At 62.0% G+C, this 20,714-nt stretch carries 17 protein-coding genes; 12 read left to right on the forward strand and 5 right to left on the reverse strand.

Translation table 11 applies throughout. The features are described 5' to 3' along the window. The first annotated feature begins 109 nt into the window (after positions 1 to 109). Positions 110 to 1,351 carry a tryptophan synthase subunit beta gene (trpB, locus tag JSS27_06010; protein MBS0208492.1) on the forward strand — a complete coding sequence of 414 codons (1,242 nt, stop codon included), beginning with the start codon at positions 110 to 112 and terminating at the stop codon, positions 1,349 to 1,351. Positions 1,352 to 1,572: 221 nt separating this feature from the next. Here the strand turns inward: trpB and accC are convergent, their stop codons facing one another. After that, positions 1,573 to 2,916, reverse strand: a complete 1,344-nt coding sequence (gene accC, locus JSS27_06015) for an acetyl-CoA carboxylase biotin carboxylase subunit (protein MBS0208493.1) — start codon at positions 2,914 to 2,916, stop codon at positions 1,573 to 1,575. Positions 2,917 to 3,071: 155 nt separating this feature from the next. Beyond that, entirely contained in the window at positions 3,072 to 3,560 is a 489-nt protein-coding gene (gene accB, locus JSS27_06020; GenBank protein ID MBS0208494.1) for an acetyl-CoA carboxylase biotin carboxyl carrier protein, read from the reverse strand. Between the two features lie 339 nt (positions 3,561 to 3,899). Between accB and larB the strand changes: the two genes are divergently transcribed. From larB to JSS27_06065, 9 genes are all read left to right on the forward strand, one after another. After that, positions 3,900 to 4,613 carry a nickel pincer cofactor biosynthesis protein LarB gene (gene larB, locus JSS27_06025; protein MBS0208495.1) on the forward strand — a complete coding sequence of 238 codons (714 nt, stop codon included), beginning with the start codon at positions 3,900 to 3,902 and terminating at the stop codon, positions 4,611 to 4,613. A 104-nt stretch (positions 4,614 to 4,717) separates the two neighbouring features. Beyond that, positions 4,718 to 5,383 carry a phosphatase PAP2 family protein gene (locus JSS27_06030; GenBank protein MBS0208496.1) on the forward strand — a complete coding sequence of 222 codons (666 nt, stop codon included), beginning with the start codon at positions 4,718 to 4,720 and terminating at the stop codon, positions 5,381 to 5,383. 63 nt (positions 5,384 to 5,446) lie between these two features. After that, positions 5,447 to 7,285, forward strand: coding sequence for a tRNA uridine-5-carboxymethylaminomethyl(34) synthesis enzyme MnmG (gene mnmG, locus JSS27_06035; protein ID MBS0208497.1), 1,839 nt, complete (start codon positions 5,447 to 5,449; stop codon positions 7,283 to 7,285). A gap of 469 nt (positions 7,286 to 7,754) precedes the next feature. Next, complete coding sequence (locus JSS27_06040) at positions 7,755 to 8,336, forward strand: response regulator (protein MBS0208498.1); 582 nt, start codon at positions 7,755 to 7,757, stop codon at positions 8,334 to 8,336. 101 nt (positions 8,337 to 8,437) lie between these two features. Then, positions 8,438 to 9,133 carry a HAMP domain-containing histidine kinase gene (locus JSS27_06045; GenBank protein MBS0208499.1) on the forward strand — a complete coding sequence of 232 codons (696 nt, stop codon included), beginning with the start codon at positions 8,438 to 8,440 and terminating at the stop codon, positions 9,131 to 9,133. Between the two features lie 108 nt (positions 9,134 to 9,241). Further along, a complete protein-coding gene (locus JSS27_06050) occupies positions 9,242 to 10,513 on the forward strand; it encodes an efflux RND transporter periplasmic adaptor subunit (GenBank protein MBS0208500.1) in 1,272 nt (423 codons plus the stop codon). Positions 10,514 to 10,534: 21 nt separating this feature from the next. Further along, positions 10,535 to 11,230 (forward strand): ABC transporter ATP-binding protein, encoded by a 696-nt coding sequence (locus JSS27_06055; protein MBS0208501.1) that lies wholly within the window; start codon positions 10,535 to 10,537, stop codon positions 11,228 to 11,230. A gap of 7 nt (positions 11,231 to 11,237) precedes the next feature. After that, a complete protein-coding gene (locus tag JSS27_06060) occupies positions 11,238 to 12,485 on the forward strand; it encodes an ABC transporter permease (GenBank protein MBS0208502.1) in 1,248 nt (415 codons plus the stop codon). Positions 12,486 to 12,569: 84 nt separating this feature from the next. Beyond that, a complete protein-coding gene (locus tag JSS27_06065) occupies positions 12,570 to 13,934 on the forward strand; it encodes an ABC transporter permease (GenBank protein ID MBS0208503.1) in 1,365 nt (454 codons plus the stop codon). Between the two features lie 44 nt (positions 13,935 to 13,978). On the opposite strand, the gene JSS27_06070 is transcribed toward JSS27_06065, so the two are convergent. From JSS27_06070 to JSS27_06080, 3 genes are all read right to left on the reverse strand, one after another. Continuing rightward, positions 13,979 to 14,284, reverse strand: a complete 306-nt coding sequence (locus JSS27_06070) for a virulence factor (GenBank protein MBS0208504.1) — start codon at positions 14,282 to 14,284, stop codon at positions 13,979 to 13,981. Between the two features lie 223 nt (positions 14,285 to 14,507). After that, complete coding sequence (locus JSS27_06075) at positions 14,508 to 15,854, reverse strand: hypothetical protein (protein ID MBS0208505.1); 1,347 nt, start codon at positions 15,852 to 15,854, stop codon at positions 14,508 to 14,510. A 64-nt stretch (positions 15,855 to 15,918) separates the two neighbouring features. Further along, the gene (locus JSS27_06080; protein MBS0208506.1) at positions 15,919 to 17,910 is read right to left on the reverse strand and encodes a PPC domain-containing protein; all 1,992 of its coding nucleotides are present in this window, start codon (positions 17,908 to 17,910) and stop codon (positions 15,919 to 15,921) included. A 927-nt stretch (positions 17,911 to 18,837) separates the two neighbouring features. Between JSS27_06080 and JSS27_06085 the strand changes: the two genes are divergently transcribed. Further along, positions 18,838 to 19,503, forward strand: coding sequence for an RNA polymerase sigma factor (locus JSS27_06085; protein MBS0208507.1), 666 nt, complete (start codon positions 18,838 to 18,840; stop codon positions 19,501 to 19,503). A gap of 9 nt (positions 19,504 to 19,512) precedes the next feature. Further along, a complete protein-coding gene (locus JSS27_06090; GenBank protein ID MBS0208508.1) occupies positions 19,513 to 20,478 on the forward strand; it encodes a hypothetical protein in 966 nt (321 codons plus the stop codon). The last annotated feature ends 236 nt before the right edge of the window (positions 20,479 to 20,714 follow it).

Raw genomic sequence — 20,714 nt, forward strand, 5'->3', positions numbered from 1 at the left:
GAATTAAGTCGCCGCGAAAACGCCATGCCGATTGCCGGTTTACTGCCTTGTCGAAGCGGAACGTGTGGCGGATAATCACGATTTTACGCCCGAGCGAGATGTTTGCTATATGGCCCCCCCGTCGACTGCTGCCGTGAAGACCGCTGGCCCCGCCCAGGCGTCCGTCCCCGACCTCGCCGGGCGTTTTGGAACATTCGGTGGCCGCTATGTGCCCGAGACGCTGACTCGCGCGCTCGATGAGTTGTCGGTAGCCTACGAGGCGGCCTTGGCCGACACGAAGTTCAAAGCCGAACTCGACGGGCTCTATCGCGACTATGTCGGCCGGCCGTCGCCGCTGTTGTTCGCGGGGCGACTGACCAAGTTGGCGGGCGGCGCGCAAATCTATTTGAAGCGCGAAGACCTGAACCACACCGGCGCGCACAAGATCAACAACACGCTGGGCCAGGCGCTGTTGACCATGCGGATGGGCAAAAAGCGGGTCATCGCCGAAACCGGCGCCGGCCAGCACGGCGTGGCCACGGCCACGGCCTGTGCCAAGTTCGGGCTCCAGTGCATCGTCTACATGGGCGAGGAAGACATCCGCCGGCAAAAGCTGAATGTGTTTAGCATGCGCTTGATGGGGGCCGAGGTGCGGCCGGTGTCGAGCGGCTCGCGCACCTTGCGCGACGCCATTAACGAAGCGATGCGCGACTGGATGTCGTCGGTCGAGACGACGCATTACATCCTGGGCTCGGTCGTCGGGCCCCATCCGTTCCCGCGGATCGTCCGCGATTTTCAGTCGGTGATCGGCCGCGAGACGATTGAACAATCGCGACAGAAAATCGGCCGGCTGCCGAACGTGGTCGTGGCCTGTGTCGGCGGCGGCAGCAACGCCGCTGGCATGTTCTATCCGTTCGTCGAGCATCGTGACGTTGAATTGGTCGGCGTCGAGGCCGGTGGCCGCTCGGTCAAGCCGGGCGATCATGCCGCGCCGCTGTCGTTCGGCGAGCCGGGCGTGCTGCACGGCAGCTACAGCTACGTGATGCAAGACGAGGACGGCCAGACTTGCGACGTACACAGCGTCTCGGCCGGGCTCGACTATCCCGGGGTCGGTCCGGAGCACAGTTATTGGAAGGACACCGGCCGCGTCCGTTACACCTATTGCCAGGATCAAGACGCCCTGGCGGCCTTTGACAAGCTGGCCCGCAACGAGGGGATCTTACCAGCGCTGGAAAGCTCGCACGCTGTGGCCAAGGGGTTGGAAATCGCGGCCCAGCGCAAGCCCGACGAAGTGGTCGTCATTTGCTTATCGGGGCGCGGCGATAAAGACGCCTTTGAAGTGGCGCGGTTGCGCGGCGAGAGTATCGGCTGATTGTCGCCGTCAGGGTGGCAACACCTCTCCCTTTAAGGGAGAGGTCGCGAACGCAGTGAGCGGGTGAGGGTAAACGCGCCGCAGGCCAGTTGGCTTGGTGTTATGGAGATTTTCGAGCGCCGCGTCGCTCGGCCTGCGACGTCTTGACCCTCCCCCCTGCCCCTCCCTGAAAGGGAGGGGTGTTCATCGGTCGTCGCGCGCCGTCTTTCACTTGCCGTTTCCTACGACACCCACGTCCGTTCGATGAACTTGGTGTCGACGTTCCCTTCGATGAACGCCGAGTGGGCCAAGATTTCCTTGAGCCGCGGCACCGTGGTTTTGATTCCTTCGATCCGCAGCTCGCTCAACGCTCGCTGCATGCAGGCCACCGCGTCGGCGCGCGTCTTCTGGTGGACGATCAACTTGCCGATCATCGAATCGTAGTACGGCGACACCGTGTAGCCGGCGTGGGCATGTGAGTCGAACCGTACGCCGAGCCCGCCAGGGATGAACATCTGGGTGATCTTGCCCGGCGAAGGCTGGAAGTTCTTGTCGGGATCCTCAGCGTTGATGCGGCACTCCATAGCCACGCCGTTGACCTTGATGTCCTTTTGCTCGAAGGGCAACTTCTCGCCGGCCGCCACGCGGATTTGCGTCTTGATCAGGTCCACGCCGGTCACCAACTCAGTCACCGGATGCTCGACCTGGATGCGGGCGTTGACTTCGATGAAGTAGAAATTGCCGTGCTTGTCGACGATGAACTCAACCGTGCCGGCGTTGGTGTAGTTCGCCTCGCGCACCAATCGGACGGCCGCGTCGCAGATGTTCTTGCGGACCACCGGGTCCAAGTGGGGCCCCGGCGCTTCTTCGACCACCTTCTGATGGCGGCGCTGCATGGTGCAATCGCGTTCCCACAAGTGACAGACGTTGCCGTGGTGGTCGGCGATGATCTGCACCTCGATGTGCCGCGGCTGCTCGACGTACTTTTCCAGGTAGATGCCCGCGTTGCCAAAGGCGGCCTGGGCCTCGGTCTGGGCCTGTTGCATGGCTGACTTCAGCGTCAGATCGTTTGACGCCACGCGCATTCCCTTGCCGCCGCCGCCGGCCGTGGCCTTGATCAGCACCGGAAAGCCGATTTCGTGGGCGATGCGCATCGCTTCGGCTTCGTCGTTGATCAGGCCTGGGCTTCCCGGCACGCAGGGCACGCCGGCCGCGCGGGCGATCTGCTTGGCGGTGTTCTTGTCGCCGAGCGCCCGCATCGCTTCGTGCGACGGGCCGATGAACTCAATGTTGCAACTCCGGCATACTTCGTTGAAGTGGGCGTTCTCGGACAAGAAGCCGTAGCCGGGATGAATGGCCTGGACGTTGCCGATTTCGGCGGCGCTGATCACGCGATCGATCTTCAGGTAGCTTTCGATCCCCTTGGCGGGCCCGACGCAAATCGCCTCGGTGGCCAGGTCGAGATACTGGGCCCCTCGATCCGCCTCGCTGAAGATGCAGACGGTTTCGATGTTCATTTCGCGACAGGCGCGAATCACACGCAGGGCAATTTCACCGCGGTTGGCGATCAGGATCCGTTTGAACATGACGGCAAGCTACTCAAAGGGCCAGACAAGCGAGACATTCCACGGCGCGTACGCCGAACCGCGGGTTCCTGTCCCTGGCACAAAACCGAGCCAGCCGGGGCATCGATCCGATCGAAGCATCCAAGCGCCCAGGCCGCGAACCGACACCGACCGCGTTACTTGGGATCGATCTTGAACAGCGGCTGGCCGAACTCGACCGGATCGTTGTTCTTGGCCAGCACGGCCACGACCTTGCCCGAGACTTCGGCCGGGATTTCGTTGAAGACCTTCATGGCCTCGATGATGCATACCGTGGTATCGGGGCCGACGTGGTCGCCGACTTTGACAAAGGCGGGGCTATCGGGATTGGCCGAGCCGTAGAACGTGCCGACCATCGGGCTCTTGATGGTCAACAGATTCGCATCACTGGCGGGCGCATCGGGAGCGCTGGCCGCGGGGCGCGCGGCCGGAGCGGCGCTGGCGGCCGGCGGGGCCACGGCGTAGCTCGTGACGACCTGGTCTTGCCGCTTGCGCAAGCGAATCCGCGTTTCGCCGTCGCGGAGGTCGATCTCGTTCAAATCGTTTTCGTTCATCAGCTCGACCAGACGTCGCAGCCGGCGCACATCGGAAATGTCACCCGAGTTTCCGGGCGTTGAATTGGCCATTCACTGTCTCCCAGCGTTCACTGTGCCGTAAGAAATACCGTGCCGTTGGAAAAGTCGTCACGGTCGGCTTCGTGCCGACCGGGCCTGTGCGATAAGTTGAACCCCCCATCGCTGGCATCAGAAGCTGTGAACACTCGCTGGATTCGGTCGATGCGCACAACTCTAAGCCCGCTTTCGGGTTTCGGCGAGATTCTAACTAGGGAGTTTTGGAGCGTCAAGCGGCCGTAATCTGGTGCGCCTCGGCTTATGCTCGGCCTCTCGCCCATCACGCTATCGCGTTGCTACATTGGCGCTTGGGCTTTGTCGAACTGTTCATCGCACGTGCCAGGAACTTCTTGTATGACCGCTGAACCGTTGCCGGGGGGGCGCACCGCGGACGTGGGCGAGGCCAAGGTCGATCTCGACCGGCGGCGGCGCTGTGGTTATCCCGAGGTGATCTATGGCGCCGGCAAGACGGCGGCCACGCTCGAAAAGATCATCGACGCGCAACTGGCCCACGGGGACGAAGTGTTCGCCACGCGGATCAACGCATCGCAGGCCGAAGTGATCGTCGCCCGCCATCCCACGGCCCGCTACAACGCCACGGCCCGGACGTTGCGTGTACCGGCCCTGGCCACCGCCGCCAAGGAAGCCAAGCCCGCGAAGGTTACCGGCCGCGTGGCGATTGTTTCGGCTGGCTCGTCCGACCTGCCCGTGGCCGAAGAGGCCCGCGAGACGGCAGCCTGGATGGGTTGCGAAACGGTCGAGATCGTCGACGTCGGCGTGGCCGGCCCTCACCGGCTGCCCGAGCAGTTGGACAAGTTGTTGAGCGCCGACGCGATTGTGGTCGTGGCGGGCATGGAGGGGGCGCTGCCCAGCGTAGTGGCGGGCTATGTCGCCTGTCCGGTGATCGCGGTGCCGACCAGCGTGGGCTACGGAGCGAACTTTGGGGGCGTGGCGGCGCTATTAAGCATGCTCAATAGTTGCGCCGCGAATGTGGCCGTGGTGAATATCGACGCGGGGTTCAAGGGGGGCTACCTGGCGGCGATGATTGCCCAGCGCAAGCACCACTGAGATCGCCCCATTTCAGGCGGCGGCTGAGGAATAATGCCCTGGTTGCTATGAGGCCGGCGCAGGTAAGATTTTCGCCACGTCTCGCAAATCGGGCCAAGGTTGTCATGGATCGACAGCAGCCAAATACCGCCGCCGTTGCTCACTTGTCGCTCTGCGGGCGATGGTGGATCTGGTGCGCCGCGCTCGCGGCAGCTTCGGCGGTGGCGCTGTGGTTCGATGTGCCGCTGGCCCGTTGGTCGATCGACGAAAGCTCGTTCCGCTTTCTCGCCGGGCTGTTCCACGTGGCCGAGACGTTCGGCAACGGGATTGGTGTGGTGATCATCGTCGTGGCGGTGGCCATGCTCGACCCGGCCGCCCGGCGGTCGATTGGTTGGCTGCTCGGCGCCTCGATCGGCTCGGGACTGGCGGCTGATCTGCTCAAGCTGTTGATCGGTCGGATGCGGCCGCGGCATTGGCTCGACCCGCGGCAGAATCTCTCGCCCGAGGCGCTCGACACGTTCGTCGGCTGGCTCCCTTTTGGCCAAGGGGGAAGCGGCCTGCAAAGCTTTCCCTCGGCCCATACCGCGACGGCCGTCGGGCTGGCCCTGGGATTGTCGGCGATTTATCCCCGTGGGCGGGTTCTGTTTTTCGCGCTGGCGGCCTTGGTGGCGGCCCAGCGTGTCACCAGCGACGCGCATCATCTGAGCGATGTGCTGGCCGGCGCGGCCGTGGCGTGCCTGATCGCGCCGTGGTGCGTGGGGAAGCTGCGAATGATGAATGCTGAGTGCTGAGTGCTGAATTGAGACACTCATCATTCATCACTACGCATTCATCATTTCTGGTATGATGCTCCCATGCCCGCTTCGACCTACCAGTACGACGTCATTGTCATCGGCGCTGGCCATGCCGGGACCGAGGCCGCGGCGGCGGCGGCGCGGATGGGGGCGCGGGCCGCGCTGCTGACGACGAATCTCGATACGGTCGGGCAAATGAGTTGCAACCCGGCGATCGGCGGCGTGGCCAAGGGGCAAATCGTTCGCGAGGTGGACGCCCTCGGCGGGTTGATGGGGCGAGCGATCGACGCCACGGCGATTCAGTTCCGGCTGCTCAACCGGCGCAAAGGCCCGGCCATGCACAGCCCGCGGGCCCAGGCCGACAAGAAGGCCTATCAATTCGAAATCAAGCGGCTGATCGAGTCGCAGGCCAACCTCGATTTGCGTCAGGAAGTCGTCGAGGATTTGCTTGTCGAGACCGTCGATGGTCAGCCTCGCATTGCCGGCGTCTGTGTCCGCGGCGGCGCCGAGTATCGCGCCCAGGCGGTCGTGATCACGACGGGGACGTTTTTGCAGGCGCTGATGCACACCGGCGAATGCAAGACCCCCGGCGGGCGCGCCGGCGAAGGGACGACCACGGGCATCAGCGGCGCGTTGGGCCGCTTGGGTTTTCGCCTGGCCCGGTTCAAGACCGGCACCCCACCGCGACTGAATGGCCGGACGATCGACTACAGCCGTTGCGAGTTGCAGCCGGGTGACGACGACCCGCAGTCGTTTTCGTTTTTGACCGACGTGCTCGACAAGCCGCAGGTTCCCTGCTGGATCGCGCACACGAATCACGCGGTTCACGAACTGATTCGCGCCAACCTGCACCGGGCCCCCATGTACTCGGGGCAGATTCGCAGCAGCGGCCCGCGCTATTGCCCGTCGATCGAAGACAAAGTGGTGCGTTTCGCCGACAAGTCGCAGCACCAGTTGTTCTTGGAGCCCGAGGGACGCGCGACGCACGAAGTGTACGTGAACGGCATTTCGACCAGCCTGCCGCGCGACGTGCAGGACGCCATGTTCAAGCTGATCCCCGGCTTGGAACAGGCGCAGATCATGCGCTATGGCTATGCCGTCGAGTATGACTATGCCCCGCCCGATCAGTTGCGGCCGTCACTGGAAACCAAGCTGGTCGACGGGCTGTTTCTGGCCGGTCAGATCAACGGCACCACCGGCTATGAAGAAGCCGCGGCCCAGGGACTGGTGGCGGGTGTGAACGCCGTGCAGCGGCTGCGCGGCACCGAGCCGATGATCCTTGGCCGCGAGCAGGCATATATCGGCGTGCTGATCGACGACCTGGTGACGCGCGGCGTCGATGAGCCGTATCGAATGTTCACGAGCCGGGCCGAGTTTCGCTTGCTATTGCGCCACGACAACGCCGACCGGCGGCTGACGCCGTTGGCCGAACGGCTGGGTCTGGTCGATCGTGAACGGGCCGAGCGACTTGCTGGGAAGCAAACGGAGATCGCCCGCGTGTTGCAGTTGCTGACGGCGACGCGCGCCGGTGACACAACGCTCGAGAAGTTGTTGAGGCGGAGCGAGTCGAGCTGGCAGGATGTTGTTGACGTTTGCGCGGAACTATCGCAGGTCGCGCGCGAGGTGGCCGACCAGGTGACGCACGACGTGAAATACGAAGGCTATATCGCGCGCCAGCAAGTCGACGTCGAGCGGCAGCGCCGGCTGAGCGATAAGCGGATTCCGAGCAGCTTCGACTTTGCTGCGCTCAAGCATCTGCGCATTGAAGCGCGCGAGAAACTGGCCCGCATTCGGCCGGTCACGTTGGCGCAAGCCAGCCGAATCAGCGGCATCACGCCGGCCGATTTGGCGCTGGTGATGGTGCATTTGTCAGGCGGCGGCAGCCCCGACAGCGAATGATCCGGGCGTTCGCTTCGCGCGCTTTGCTGGCAAAAATGGGCTCGAAAAGGCCTAACAAGAAGCTCGTTTTAGGGAAGATGGGAGAGTTGCGAGATATTAATTTATGCCCATTTTTGCGTATGCTTTGCCCTGGATTTGCCGCTTCCAAGGATTGTACGATCTCCTAAGTCGTTTGTACGTGAGATTTTATGATTGTCGAATCTGTATTGACGCAGTGGATGAGGCCGCTATAATCTCGCGTGTGAACCTTGGAAGCCTTGGAAATTGCGGTTGTCATTGACGATTGCAAAGGCGTTAATAGGTAGAAGGTTTACGTGATAAGCGCGCTAGGGCGAAGCTGTAGCTGAGCGTTCCACGGAGGATTAGGTATTCTCTTGAGTCTGAGTGCTCTCACAATGCTGAACCAGACACAGGCGAGTCCCGCTGTACTAGCTAACGACGTTAGCTGGAGGAGAGGTGGTCAATCGTCATGAAGACCGTTTTTACCACAGGCGAAGCCGCCAAGATTTGCAAGGTCAGCCAGCAGACCATCATTCGCTGTTTTGACTCGGGCCAACTCAAAGGCTTTCGCGTTCCTGGCAGCCGCTTCCGCCGCATTCCGCGCAATGAACTCTTCAACTTCATGCGCGATAACGGCATCCCGACCGACGCCCTGGAAAGCGGCAAGCGCAAGGTGCTGGTCGTCGATGACGATTTGGAACTCGTCGAGCTGATGGTCGACGTGCTCGACAAGGATGGACGCTTTGAAACCCGCACCGCCAACAACGGCTTTGATGCTGGCATGCTGGTCAAGGAATACCGTCCCGACGTGATCATCCTCGACATCATGCTGCCGGACATCAACGGCAAGGAAGTCTGTCAGCGCGTCCGCAGCGACAGCACGATGGACGATGTGAAGATCATCTGCATCTCGGGCATGGTCGAAGACGACAAGATCGCCGAGTTGAAGGAAGCTGGCGCCAACGACTTTCTCAACAAGCCGTTTGAAGTCGAAGCGTTGATCGATCGTGTGTGCCGACTGTTGGATATCGAAACGGCCCACGCTCGTTAATCGTCAGGCTCGTTTTCCAGCGCGATCGCGGCCGAAACGCCGCCCGACCATAATGGCGGTGCGCACGCATGGCTGAATCCGACGACGCACCGGCAGCCCCCATGGATGATCGTGCGGCGTTGGAACGCGAGAAGTTGGCCGCGCTGGCCGAGTTCGCGGCCGGCGCAGGGCACGAGCTGAACAATCCCTTGGCCGTTATCGCGGGCCGGGCCCAGCTCTTGTTGCGTGGCGAGACCGATCCCGAGCGGCGCCGCGATCTGGCGACGATCTGCGCGCAAGCCCAGCGCGTCCACGAAATGATCGTCGACCTGATGCTGTTTGCTCGGCCGCCGCAGTTGCAGTTCGCGCAAGTCGACCTCGTCGCGCTAGTCAAGGAGTTGACCATCCAGCGGATGGCCGAAGCCGCCGAACGCGAGATCGAGTTCCGCGTCTCGCTTCCGCCCGAGGCGACGATCAGAGCCGATGCGTCCCAGTTGTCGGTGGCGCTCGGCGCCATGCTCGACAACAGCCTGCGAGCCGTTGACCGGCGCGGCACGATCGAGATTCTTGTCGCCGCGGCGGCCGAAGGAGACGCGCTCGTCGTCAGCATCGGCGACACCGGCCCTGGTATTCCGCCCGAGGCGCGCCGGCATTTGTTCGATCCTTTCTATTCGGGGCGCTCGGCTGGGCGCGGGCTGGGCTTCGGGCTGTCGAAAGCCTGGCGCTTGATCACCCTGCACGGTGGTTCGATCGCTGTCGACGAGCAATCAAGCGGCGGCGCGCGCTTGGTCGTGACGGTTCCTCGCCACCACGGCTAATTGGTCCCTCGGGGGCCATTGTGATACGATGCACGGGTAAGCTTGCGGCGCCGCCGGGGGATGGGCGGCTCGGTTGGTCGACCACGCTACTCGGGGGCGCTATCGCATATGTCGGAACGCTTGGCTTCAAAACACCCGGCCTCGGCGGGTACCGCCCCGTTGACGACCGAGGCGCAGCCTAGTGGCGCCCCCGGCGCCGGCTCGGCCGACGCCGCGCGGTTGCGCGAACGCGTCCAATCGCTCCGGCTGCCGGCCACGATGACGGCCCAGCGCTCCGGGGCGTCGCGCTTGCCCTGGCTGCTGACGTTCTTGCTGGCCGTGGCGGTCGGTTGGCTGGCGTACCAGCTTTACGTGAGGCCGGTGGCTCAGCCCGCCACTGGGCCATCGGCGCTGGTGCCCGACGCCCCCGTGGCACCGGAACTGGGGGACGTCTCGCTGGAATCCAAGGGGTACATCGTGCCGGCCCACCAGGTGCTGGTCAGTCCCCAGGTCAGCGGCCGCGTCGAAAAGTTGTTCATCGAGGAAGGGCGTCGCTTCCATCGCGGCGACGTGCTGGCCGAGTTGGAAAAGACCGAATACCTGGCCGACGTGTCTCGGGCCCAAGCGGTGCTGGCCGCCATGCGGCAGAAGCTGTTGGAACTCGAGCGGGGCAACCGTCCGGAAGAAATCGAACAGGCTCGGGCCGAGTTGGCCGAGTACATCGCCCAGCGCGACCAGTTGAAGGTCGATTGGGAACGCAATCAACGCCTGCGCCCCACCAAGACCGTGGCCGACGTCGACTATGAGAAGTCGGAAAGTTCGTTCCACGCGATGGACGCCCGGGTCAAGAAGCTGCAAGAGTCGTTGAAGCTGATGATCGAAGGTCCGCGCCAGGAGCGGATCGACCTGGCCCGCGCCGAGGTCCAACAAGCCGAGGCCGACGTGGTCAAGACGCGCTGGCGGTTGGAGAACACGACCATCCGCGCGCCGGTCTCGGGCACGATTCTCAAAAAGAACGCCGAGGAAGGAAATATCGTCAACTCGCTGGCCATGAACGGCAGCTTCAGCCTGTGCGAGATGGCCGACCTGTCGGACCTGGAAGTCGATCTGGCCATTCAGGAGCGCGACGTGGCCCAGGTGCGCCAGGGGCAGCGTTGCCGCGTGAAGTCCGACGCGTACCAGGACCGGGTCTATGAAGGGGTCGTGTCGCGGCTGATGCCGATTGCCGATCGAGCCAAGGGGGCCGTGCCGGTGCGGGTCAAGGTGCGCGTCCCGGCCGATGAAGAGGGCGTTTACTTGAAGCCCGAGATGGGGGTGCTGGTGTCGTTCTTGCGCGAAGGGGCCGCTCCCCCACTGGGAAATGCCGCGAGCAAACCAGCGGCGTCGCCCGTTCCCCAGTAACTCAATCGGTTTCGAGCTGCCATGATTCGCCGGCCTATCGTTCGCGTTCACGGCGTACACAAGTACTTTGTGCGCGGCAGCGAGCAAGTCGACGTGCTCAACGACTTGAACTTGGAAGTGCCCGAGGGGGAGGCGCTGGCCTTGATGGGGCCGAGCGGGTCGGGCAAGACGACGCTGTTGAACCTGATTGCCGGGCTCGATCGGCCAAGCGAAGGAGAAGTCTGGGTCGGTGACCAGTTGGTCTCGTCGATGAACGAAACCGAGTTGGCGCGCTGGCGGACACGCCACGTCGGGTTCGTGTTTCAGTTCTATCACCTGCTGCCGGTGCTGAGCGCTTACGAGAACGTCGAGATGCCGCTGCTGCTGTTGCCACTGTCGGCGGCCGAGCGACGGCGGCAAGTGTTGACGGCGCTCGAACTCGTGGGGCTGCAAAACCGCATGTCCCACCGGCCGGGGCAGCTCTCGGGGGGCCAACAGCAGCGCGTGGGCATTGCCCGGGCGATTGTCACCGATCCGACCTTGATCGTGGCCGACGAGCCGACGGGAGACCTCGACGCGAAAAGCGCGGACGAGATTCTCGATTTGCTCGAGGAGCTGCAGCGCTCGCTGGACAAGACGATCATCATCGTCACCCACGACGCGCGGGCGGCCCAGCGCGCCCATCGGATTCTGCACTTGGAGAAAGGCCGGCTGGTCCGCGAAACGTCGCCAGTTTGATGCCAGCATGAAATTCCTCGTCATCATCTTGAAAAACCTGCGGCGGAATCTGCTGCGGACGCTGCTGACGGGGCTCGGCACGGTCGTGTTGGTGTTCGTCGTGACGTTGGTCTGGTCGGTGCTGGCGTTTCTGGACGAAGTCACGCGCGAAAAGAGCAGCAACCTGAAGGCCATCGTCAGCGAGCGCTGGCAGATACCGAGCCAGATGCCGATGTCCTACGCCACCACCCTGGCCGAAGCGGCCGTGCGCCACCCGGGGGACATCCACCCGGTCGACTCGATGACCTGGCAATTCTTTGGCGGCACGCTCGACCCCAAGAATCGCGTCCGCGAGAACATGGTCTTCGCCATCGCCATGCAGCCGCGCAAGATGACGACCATGATGGACGAATTGGATAGCCTGAAAGGGGAACAGGCCGCCGAGTTCGAGCGCTTGATCAAGGCCATGGAGAACAACCGCCGCGGGATCATCGTTGGCCGCGACCGCTTGAAGGCTCTGAACAAGCGCGTCGGCGAGCGGTTCGTCGTTCACGGCATGAACTACAAGGACATCAACTTGGAGTTTGAAATCCTCGGCACGTTTCCGGCGGCGCGCTATGACCAATCGGCCGTGATGAACCGGGACTATTTGAACGAAGCGCTCGACGATTATGCCCGGACCCATCGCGGCCAGAAGCATCCGATGGTGATGAAGACGCTGAACCTGGTCTGGCTGCGCGTGGCCGACCAGTTGAGCTACAGCCGAGTCTCGGATCAAATCCTGAAGTCGCCTTACTACAGCATGCCCGCCGTGAAGATCGAAACCGAGTCGTCGGGCGTGTCGGCGTTTTTGGAGTCGTATCGGGATTTGATCTGGGGCATGCGCTGGCTATTGTCGCCGGCGATTCTGGTCGCGCTGTCGCTGATCATCGCCAACGCCATCAGCATCAGCGTCCGCGAGCGCCGGCTCGAAATGGCCGTGCTCAAGGTGCTGGGCTTTCTGCCACGACATATCGTGCTGCTGGTGCTGGGCGAGGCGGTCTCGGTCGGCACGTTATGTGGATTCGGCAGCGCCATCGTCACCTGGTACGTCGTCAACGACGTGCTCGGCGGCTTAAAGTTTCCGATCGCGTTCTTTCCGGCCTTTTTCATTCCCCAAGCGGCGATTATCTGGGGGACCGCCATCGGGTTGTGTACCTCGCTGGCGGGGAGCGTCTTGCCGGCCTGGTCGGCCCGCTCGGTTCGCGTGAGCGATGTGTTCGCGAAGGTGGCGTGATTGGGGGAAGCGATTAGCGATTTGCAAGAGCATAGCGCGACAGGTTTTAGAAGATGGGACGCCCGAGAGTATGACTCCCATCGAATGCATCGTGTCTTGGAATACCAGCAACCAGCAACTCGCAACTTTTCAGTGAAGACTTTCCTCTACATTTCGCTGGCCTTCGACGTGCTGCTGATCATCGTGTTGGCGGCCATGGGGCGGGTGCCGCTGCGCTATAACTTGCGCAACTTGGTTGTGCGCTGGCGGACGACGCTGCTCACCGCCATGGCCTTCACGCTGGTCGTGTCGTTGATGACCGTCATGCTGGCGTTCGTCAACGGCATGCAACAGATGACCGAGCAAAGCGGCCATCCCGACAATGTGATCGTTCTGTCCGATGGCGCGACCGACGAAGTGTTCAGCAACCTGGGCTTTGCCGATTCGAGCGACATCGAGCGTCAGCCCGGCGTCCGCCGCGACGAGGAAGGCCGCCCGCTGTGCAGTCGCGAGACCTACGTCGTCGTCAACCAGCCGATCGAAGGGGCCCAGCCCGGCCAACCTCAGCGGCGGTTCATTCAGGTCCGCGGCATCGAAGACCCGCAGATGGCGGGCCGCGTGCATGGTTTGCGTCTGCTTTCCGGCGGGCGCTGGTTTTCCAAGTCGGGCGTCGAACCAGCGCCGACGGACGACGCGCAACCCGGCGCGCCCTTGATTCAAGCCGTGATGGGCGAAGGCGTAGCCCGGCAATGGGGCATGGACCATCAACGCCCGCCGCTCGATGTGGGGGACGTTTTCAGCCTGGGGGGCCGGCGGTGGATCGTCAGCGGCCTGATCGCCTCGGAAGGCTCCACGTTTGGCTCCGAGGTCTGGGCCAAGCGAGCGATCATCGCCCCGATGTTCGGCAAGGAGACCTACTCGTCGATCACGTTGCGCGCCGAAAGCGAAGCCTCGGCCAAAACCCTCGCTGACGATTTGACCGCCCGGTTCAAAAAATCGGCCGTCCAGGCCAAGACCGAGCTGGAATACTTCTCGGCTCTGGCCGAAACGAGCCGGCAGTTCCTGGTGGCGATTATCTTTGTGGCGGTGGTGATGGCGATTGGGGGCGTGTTCGGCGTGATGAACACGATGTTCGCCGCCATCAGCCAGCGGATCAAAGACATCGGCGTGCTGCGGATCATCGGCTATGGCCGTGGGCAGATACTGATGTCGTTCCTGCTCGAATCGCTGGTATTGGCGCTCATCGGCGGAGCGATTGGCTGTCTGATCGGTTCCTTTGCCGACGGGCTGACGGCGCGCAGCATCATCAGCAGCGGCCAGGGGAGCGGCAAGTTCGTCGTGCTGCGCCTGGTGGTCGACAGCAACATCCTCGCGATCGGCATGTTGCTGTCGCTGGACATGGGCCTGGCCGGCGGCTTGCTGCCGGCCATCTCGGCCATGCGGCTGAAGCCGCTCGACTCGGTGCGATAGAAGAAAACTGAGCAACTCGAAGCGAACGGTGAGACCAAGCGCCCCTATTCGGAAGCAGCCTGTTGTACGGCGTCCATTAAGTTGTTTTGCTCTTCAATTCGTAACATACGAATATCGCGCACTGATTGCGCAAACCATGAAAATGTTCGAGAGACGTCCATGATTGCCAATACACAACTAACCGCATTGACCTTGGCTGGGTCACCGAAGTAGACGCTTCCTTGCTGCCAGTTAAACCCGTGCTTTGTGGTCAGCAGCTTCTTAATATCGCCGTAAGCATTGTTGTATGAATCGTTGCCGTACGTCTTTCTTAAGATGTCGGTATCCAGATCAAACGCGACGGCATACATCGTGAGCTTCTCAGCAACCGGGAGTAGGGGGCGGCGCTTAGAGGGTTCAGCAGGATCGGCAATGCATGGCTCAAGAACATTGATAGACATTGCGATTTTCCTCTCTTTCACGCCGTAAGTATAGCCGACTTGCGGACCATTACCAATTCTAGTCAACAATTGTCTAACGATTATAGGGAAAGCGACGGAGAAACTAACATCTGTTTGCTAGATGCCGGGTGCCCTATTTCCCCGGCGAGGCGACGAACTTCACTAACTGCTTGCCGTCTTCGGCGTTCCAAATGCGCACTTCGCCGTCGTAGCTGCCGCTGGCCAGTTTCTTGGTCCCTGGGTGAAAGTCGATCGTGTAGACATGATCGGTGTGGCCGCTGAAGACGCGCGGCGCCTTCTTGGCGTCGCCGGTGTCGAACATGCGGATCGTCTTATCGGCCGAGCAGCCGAACAACTGCTTTTCGTGCAGCAGCACCTTGAACACTTCACCGCCAAAGCCGGCGAACAGGGCCGCTTGTTTGGCGTCGTCGGTGCTCCAGGCGTGAATCTTCCGATCGCCGCCGCCCGAGTAGACCAGCTTGCTGTCCGCGCTGACCGCCACGCCGTACACCACGTCGGCGTGCGTCGAGTAGACCAACAACGCCTCGCCTTTGTCGGCGTCGAGCCACTTGGCGCTCTTGTCGCGGCTGCCTGAGGCGAGCCGGTTGGCTTCTTTGTTCCAGGCGACCGCTTGGACCCAGTCGGCGTGATCTTCCAAGACCTTCAACGGCTTACCGGTCGTCAGGTCGAACGTCCGAATCGCCCGGTCGGCGCCGCCACAGGCCAGCTTCTTGCCATCGGGCGAGACGGCCACACAGAACATCACCTCGGCGGTTGTCGTCAACGTGCGCACGCGGCGGCCGTCGGTCGTATCGTACAGCGAGACCTCGCCGGTTTGTCCCGGCGTGCCGGTGGCCGCGGCGACGACGGTGCTGCCCGGCAGGTAGGCCATGCCGTAGACTCGCTCTTCGACATCGTGGATGCGTCGCAGCAGCTTGCCGTCCGCGACGTTCCAGATGGTGATCTCGTGGTAACCGCCCACGGCCAGTTCTTTGCCATCGTTGTTAAAGGCCACGGCCGTCACCGGCAGCACGGCCCGGTACTTTTCAGGAGCCTTGGGCTGCGCGCGGCGCGGAACCATCGTGACCAGCATGGCTTGCTTGTCCGGGCCGTCGAACTTGGCCCCTTCGCTGATCCAGCGCTTGACCAACGCCACCTGGTCGGCGGGCATGGGGTCGGCGTCCTTGGGCATCCGCTCCGCTTCGTCCTGGCTGCTGATCAGCGTCAGCAAATAGCTGTCGGCCGGCCTGCCGGCGGTGACCGACGCTTCGCCGCTCTCGCCGGCTTTGCTCAGCGCGGCAAAGGTGTGCAACTGGTAGTCCCCCTTGGGGTCCGACTGGCCGTGACAGGCCAGGCAGTTGCGCACCAGGATCGGCGCGATGTCGTTCTTGAAGCTAACCGGCTTGTCTTCGGCCCGTGCGGCCAGCGGGGCGCACAACGCCAAGGTGAAAGCGGCCAGTCGCAGCGTCAGGCGATGCATGATGCAATCCTTTTACTCAGAGACGGTTCAATTTGGTGCGATGCGCTGCCGGCGTGGCCACCAGCTATTTCGGGCGCTTCAGTTCAATCTGTAGATCGTTCAGCACTACTTTTCGGGCGCGGCCTTGATGTTCGTACAGGCCGACCACTTCAAACGCGAGCGAATCCCTGGTTGTATCTTCGACGAGCTTGATTTCGATCGTGGCCGAGTCCTTGCCTTTGTCGATTTTAGCCTTTTTCAACTCGAACTCGTTGGGCAGGTTTCGTGCCCGCAGCTCGATCGCCCCGTCAAAGCCCGCTTTGCGCTTGGCGGTGACCTTCAACTGGGTCGGCTTCCCCAGCGGCTCGACGAGGACAGTCTTCGATTCAACATTCAATTCGACCATCGGTGGCAAGGCCGGACCAACCACATAGTACAACCCGTGCAGCAACTCGTCGGGCGGATTATCGAGCTTGCGCATCTCTTGTTGCACGGCCGCGCGTTGGGTCACGCCCCACTGCGACTTGCCGCCATCGACCTGGGCATTGCCGATGAGATAGAAGCTATGAGCAAACAGCGTTGGCTCGTTTTGCTTCGGCTCGATGCGGATCGTCGCCGAGTCCTTTCCTTCGGGAATTCCGTCGAGCACTCGCCAGCCCGCGACCGAGCCGGCCAGGACGAACTTGATCGGGCCCTGGAAGCCATACTTGCGTTTGACCGTGACCGGCACGGCAATCAATCCATCAGCCGAAATCTGAAACACCGATTTTTCGGTGGTCAAATCAAACGATCGCTTGACAGGGCCGATCATCACGCGATAGGCGAACTCGGCGCCGCCACGCCCGGTCAGCTCGTCAACCACCAGCCGGTAATCCCCTGACTTCGGCGCGCGAATCGCGATCAGGTAATCGGGATCGCCGCCGGCAACCTCGTCGCCCCTCGCGATCTCTTTGCCGTTCGGATCAATCAGCCGCAGCACCAGGTTCGTTGGCGTGCCAAACGACCGCGTGTTCGCATGGATTTCGATTGGCGCCTGCTCGGCCACCGTGAAGCGATACTGGTCGCGATCACGGGCCGCTTGAAAACGCCCGCTGACGCCCGTGCCATATGCGACGCGCTGGGCGTTGTCGGGCGTATTGTTCGGCTCGACTTCGACGATCTCGCGATAGCTGCTCTTGAAAGTGCGGAAGATTCCCGAGCTTTGCCCCCCGGCGCGGCGCGCGGCGCGCTGCAGCCATTGCTCGCCGGCGCCCGTGGGGGGCATTTGCAGTTCCAGGGGCGCGACGTCCGACACCTCGGGGCCGATAATGTCTACAAGTGTCTTTTTGCCCTGGATGCCAGCCAAGGGATAGCAGCTTGAGACCAACGGGAAGTCGCCGATCCGCAGGCGATAGCGAAACGCGCCGTTGCCGCTGTAACGCGAGTCGCGAATCTCGATGACGTAGTCTCCTTCCTCCTTGAAGCGGTGGGCGAATCGCGCGTCGGCCCCCAGCGACTCGTCATCGTCGGAGTAGGCCAACTCGTTGCCGCGCGCATCGAGCAGCCGGATCAAAGGATCCAGCGGCGAGCCAATCCGCCGGGCCACGGCCTCGACGCTTAGCAATTGCCCGGCCGTGGCGTGAATCCGAAAGCAGTCGGCCTGGTCGGCCGTGACAGCCCCTTCGATGGCCGACGGTGTCTTTACCGGTTGTGCCTTGGCGGGTGTCGTGTGGGCACCGTCCTTGAGAACCGTGGGAAGGTCGTCGACCATCAAGCCGATGGGGTTCGAGATCCCTTCCTGGTTGCTGACGCGAAAGGCGTAAAAGCCCAGCGGCGTCTCGGCCGGCACATCGACTTCCAACTCGACACGCGACGGGTCGGTGCCAGGGTAGCCCTGAACGACGTGTACGCGCACCAGGCAAAGGTCGTTATGAACGATCATCGCCCCCTTCAGGTTCTGCCCGTGCAGCGTCACCTTGCGCTGGGTTCCCGGGGCGAAGCCGTGCCGTGTCAGTTCGGCCGCGCGCGGCGGCTCGGCCGATAACTGGGCCGGCAAGGCCACGAGCGCCAGGCAAAAAGCCGCAAGAACACGGACCATGGCGGCAACCGTTAACCGGGTGAGCGTGCAAAGGCGGGAGGCGGTCAGGGCGGGCGCAAGACATGGCGCTGAGACATGTTTTGCTCAAATAAGACAGTAACGTCCCAGAGGCCCGATTGTCAAAACGGGACGGCCACTGGGCCGCCTCGCGGAACGAGAAGAATGTGTGTCAGGTCCGCGACACCGCGCCATCAGTTTGATTACACCGAATTCCGTTCTGAGACGCCGAATAAGCCCAGGGGGTTACATTGTGGAAAGCTGCGAGAAATGTGGCGCAATGTAATGTCGCAGCTCAGGCGTGGCAGGTATCGGCAGTCATTGGCCTGCGGCCTTTGAATGGCTCGTTTTGTCACTTTGAAGGAACTTCCAAACTAGTTTCCGGTCCAGAGAAGATTTGGAGTCAGTTGTCTTGTTTCGCTGTAAGTATCCGCAATCAATAGTGTTGCGTCGATGTTTCCATAGGCTGGAAATTCCGCCCCGTTTACCGGATCGAAACAGTCACCGGCGGCATCTAAAGAGTGAATCACGACGCTGGTGGTAATTATTTCATGGTGTCAAGGCCAGTTTTTCAGGCCGCCACAACGCTAGCGGTTGCCTTTAGTCGAACGACGTAAAGCATTGATGTAAAATACCTTGTGGCATCCATTCCTAAGGAGAATCGCACGGGCAAAACGAATGGTTCTAAGTTCTGGCATGGTAGTTGCGATTATGACAAGCCAAGGAGTCAGACGGAAAAAAACGGCCAAACTGACAGATCGACGGTAAGGTCCGCAGGTTTGGCAGGTATGTGTCAGTTGAAGGGTCTTATACCTAGGGCAAATGAGAAAGGACCAGATGATGCAAGTTCTAGCCGTAAATAGCGTTAAGGCGATCGCCTCGCGTCGGATCACAGGGACGGACGAACTCACATCGTCGGGAAACGTAGCAATGAAGAGCATCACGTTGGAGAAGCGTGCGGCTTCGCGTCCGGTCAGTTGGTCGGATCTGAGCGACGAAGAGCTGCTGAGCCAGTACCAGAAGTCCGGGGTTCGGCACGCTTTCGACGAGTTGGTCCATCGCTATGAACGGGAGCTGTTCAACTACCTGCGGCGGTATTTGGGAGACGCCTCGCTGGCCGAGGACGCCTTTCAGGCCACGTTCTTCCAAATCCACCTGAAGTGCGAACAATTTGAGGAAGGGCGTAAAGTCCGTCCTTGGCTGTATACGATTGCCACCAACCAGGCGATCGATGCCCAGCGCCGCAACAAGCGGTACCGGCTGGTGAGCCTCGATCGCCGACAAGGAACAGCGGCCGATGAAGAGGGAACCTTGCTGCAAGTGCTGCAAGGCAACGAGGCCGAGCCGACCGAGCTGCTCGACAATGACGAACGTCGGCACTGGATGCAAGACGCCGTCACCGAGTTGCCCGGTCCACTGCAAAGCGCGGTGACGTTGATTTACTATCAGGGTTTGAAGTACCGTGAAGCAGCCGACATTCTCGGCGTGCCGGTCGGCACGGTGAAAAGCCGGCTCCACTCCGCCATTTTGAAGCTGAACGCGTCGTGGAACAAAAGCCATTCGGCCGATGATCAGGCCCGGCCGCTCAGCAAATAGTCGCCAGCCATGCATGAGCAGTTAATCGGCTACCTGCTGCACTCACTCAAACCTGAAGAGCGGCAGGCGCTAGAAACTGAGTTGCGACGCAATCCCGACTTGCGGGCCGAACTCGAACGGCTTCGCCAGTCGATGTTCCCCGAGGACCGCGCGTCCCAGGTCGAGCCCCCGCCCGGGCTTGCCGCGCGCACCTGTAGCTTTGTCAGCGATCGGGTCGGTCCCAAGCCCGGCCAGTTCGGCTGTTCTTCCCAGTGGCGCGTGCAAGATGTCGCCATCGCGGCCGGTGTGCTGTTTGTGATCGGAATGTTGCTGTTTCCAGCTTTCGCTCGCAGCCGGTATCACGCCCAGTTGCGTGGCTGTCGGCATAACCTGAGGGAACTCAGCCAGGCGTTGCTGCAATTCAGCGATCAACACGGCGGCTACTTTCCCGAGATTCCGGCCGAAGGAAAGCTGGCTGTGGCGGGCATTTACGCCCCCAAGCTGATCGAGTCCGGCTGGCTCGACGAACGCCACATTCATTGTCCCGCGATGAAGCGATCGAGCGAGGCTTCACTCAAGCGGCCCACGCTCGTCGACCTGAACGCGGCCAGCGGCCAGCAACTGCAAAAGCTGCAAAAACTAGTCGGCGGTAGCTACGGGTATAGCCTGGGCTACGTGTCCGACGGTCGCTATCACCGCGTCTTGAATCGCCAGCGGAGCAGCTATGCCCTGATGGCCGACGCGCCGGCCCAGCATGCGATCGACTCGACCCTGACAGTCAGCTCGTGGCACGAGTGCCGCGGGCAGAACGTCCTATTCGAGGATGGGCACGTCGAATGGCTCACCTCGTGCCACGTGGGGGACGACGGCGATCATATCTTTACGAACCGGCTGGGAGTGGTCGGCGCCGGCATTGGCCCCGACGACGCCGTCATCGGCGCGAGCGACGCAACCCCCATCTCGACGCCGGTGCTGCTCAAATACGAGCGGCCGTAGTTCCTTCTTGCGCGACTCGGCGCGGATGATGCTTTTTCGCAACACGGTGGGCCTGCCAAATGTTGCTGCGGGTCACCCGATCGAGTTACATCGCGGCGCCGCGAGTCGTTTGCTTGTCGCCGTAACTCATTGTTGCAGTGGGCTTTTTGTCGTGCGTGATGGGCTGCGAATCGTCGCTGGCATCGGCTTTGCGTTGAGCCCCTAGCGAGCGTTTCGACTGCCGCGGCGCATGACGC

The sequence above is a fragment of the Planctomycetota bacterium genome, assembly GCA_018242585.1.
Classification (GTDB): Bacteria; Planctomycetota; Planctomycetia; order Pirellulales; family PNKZ01; genus JAFEBQ01.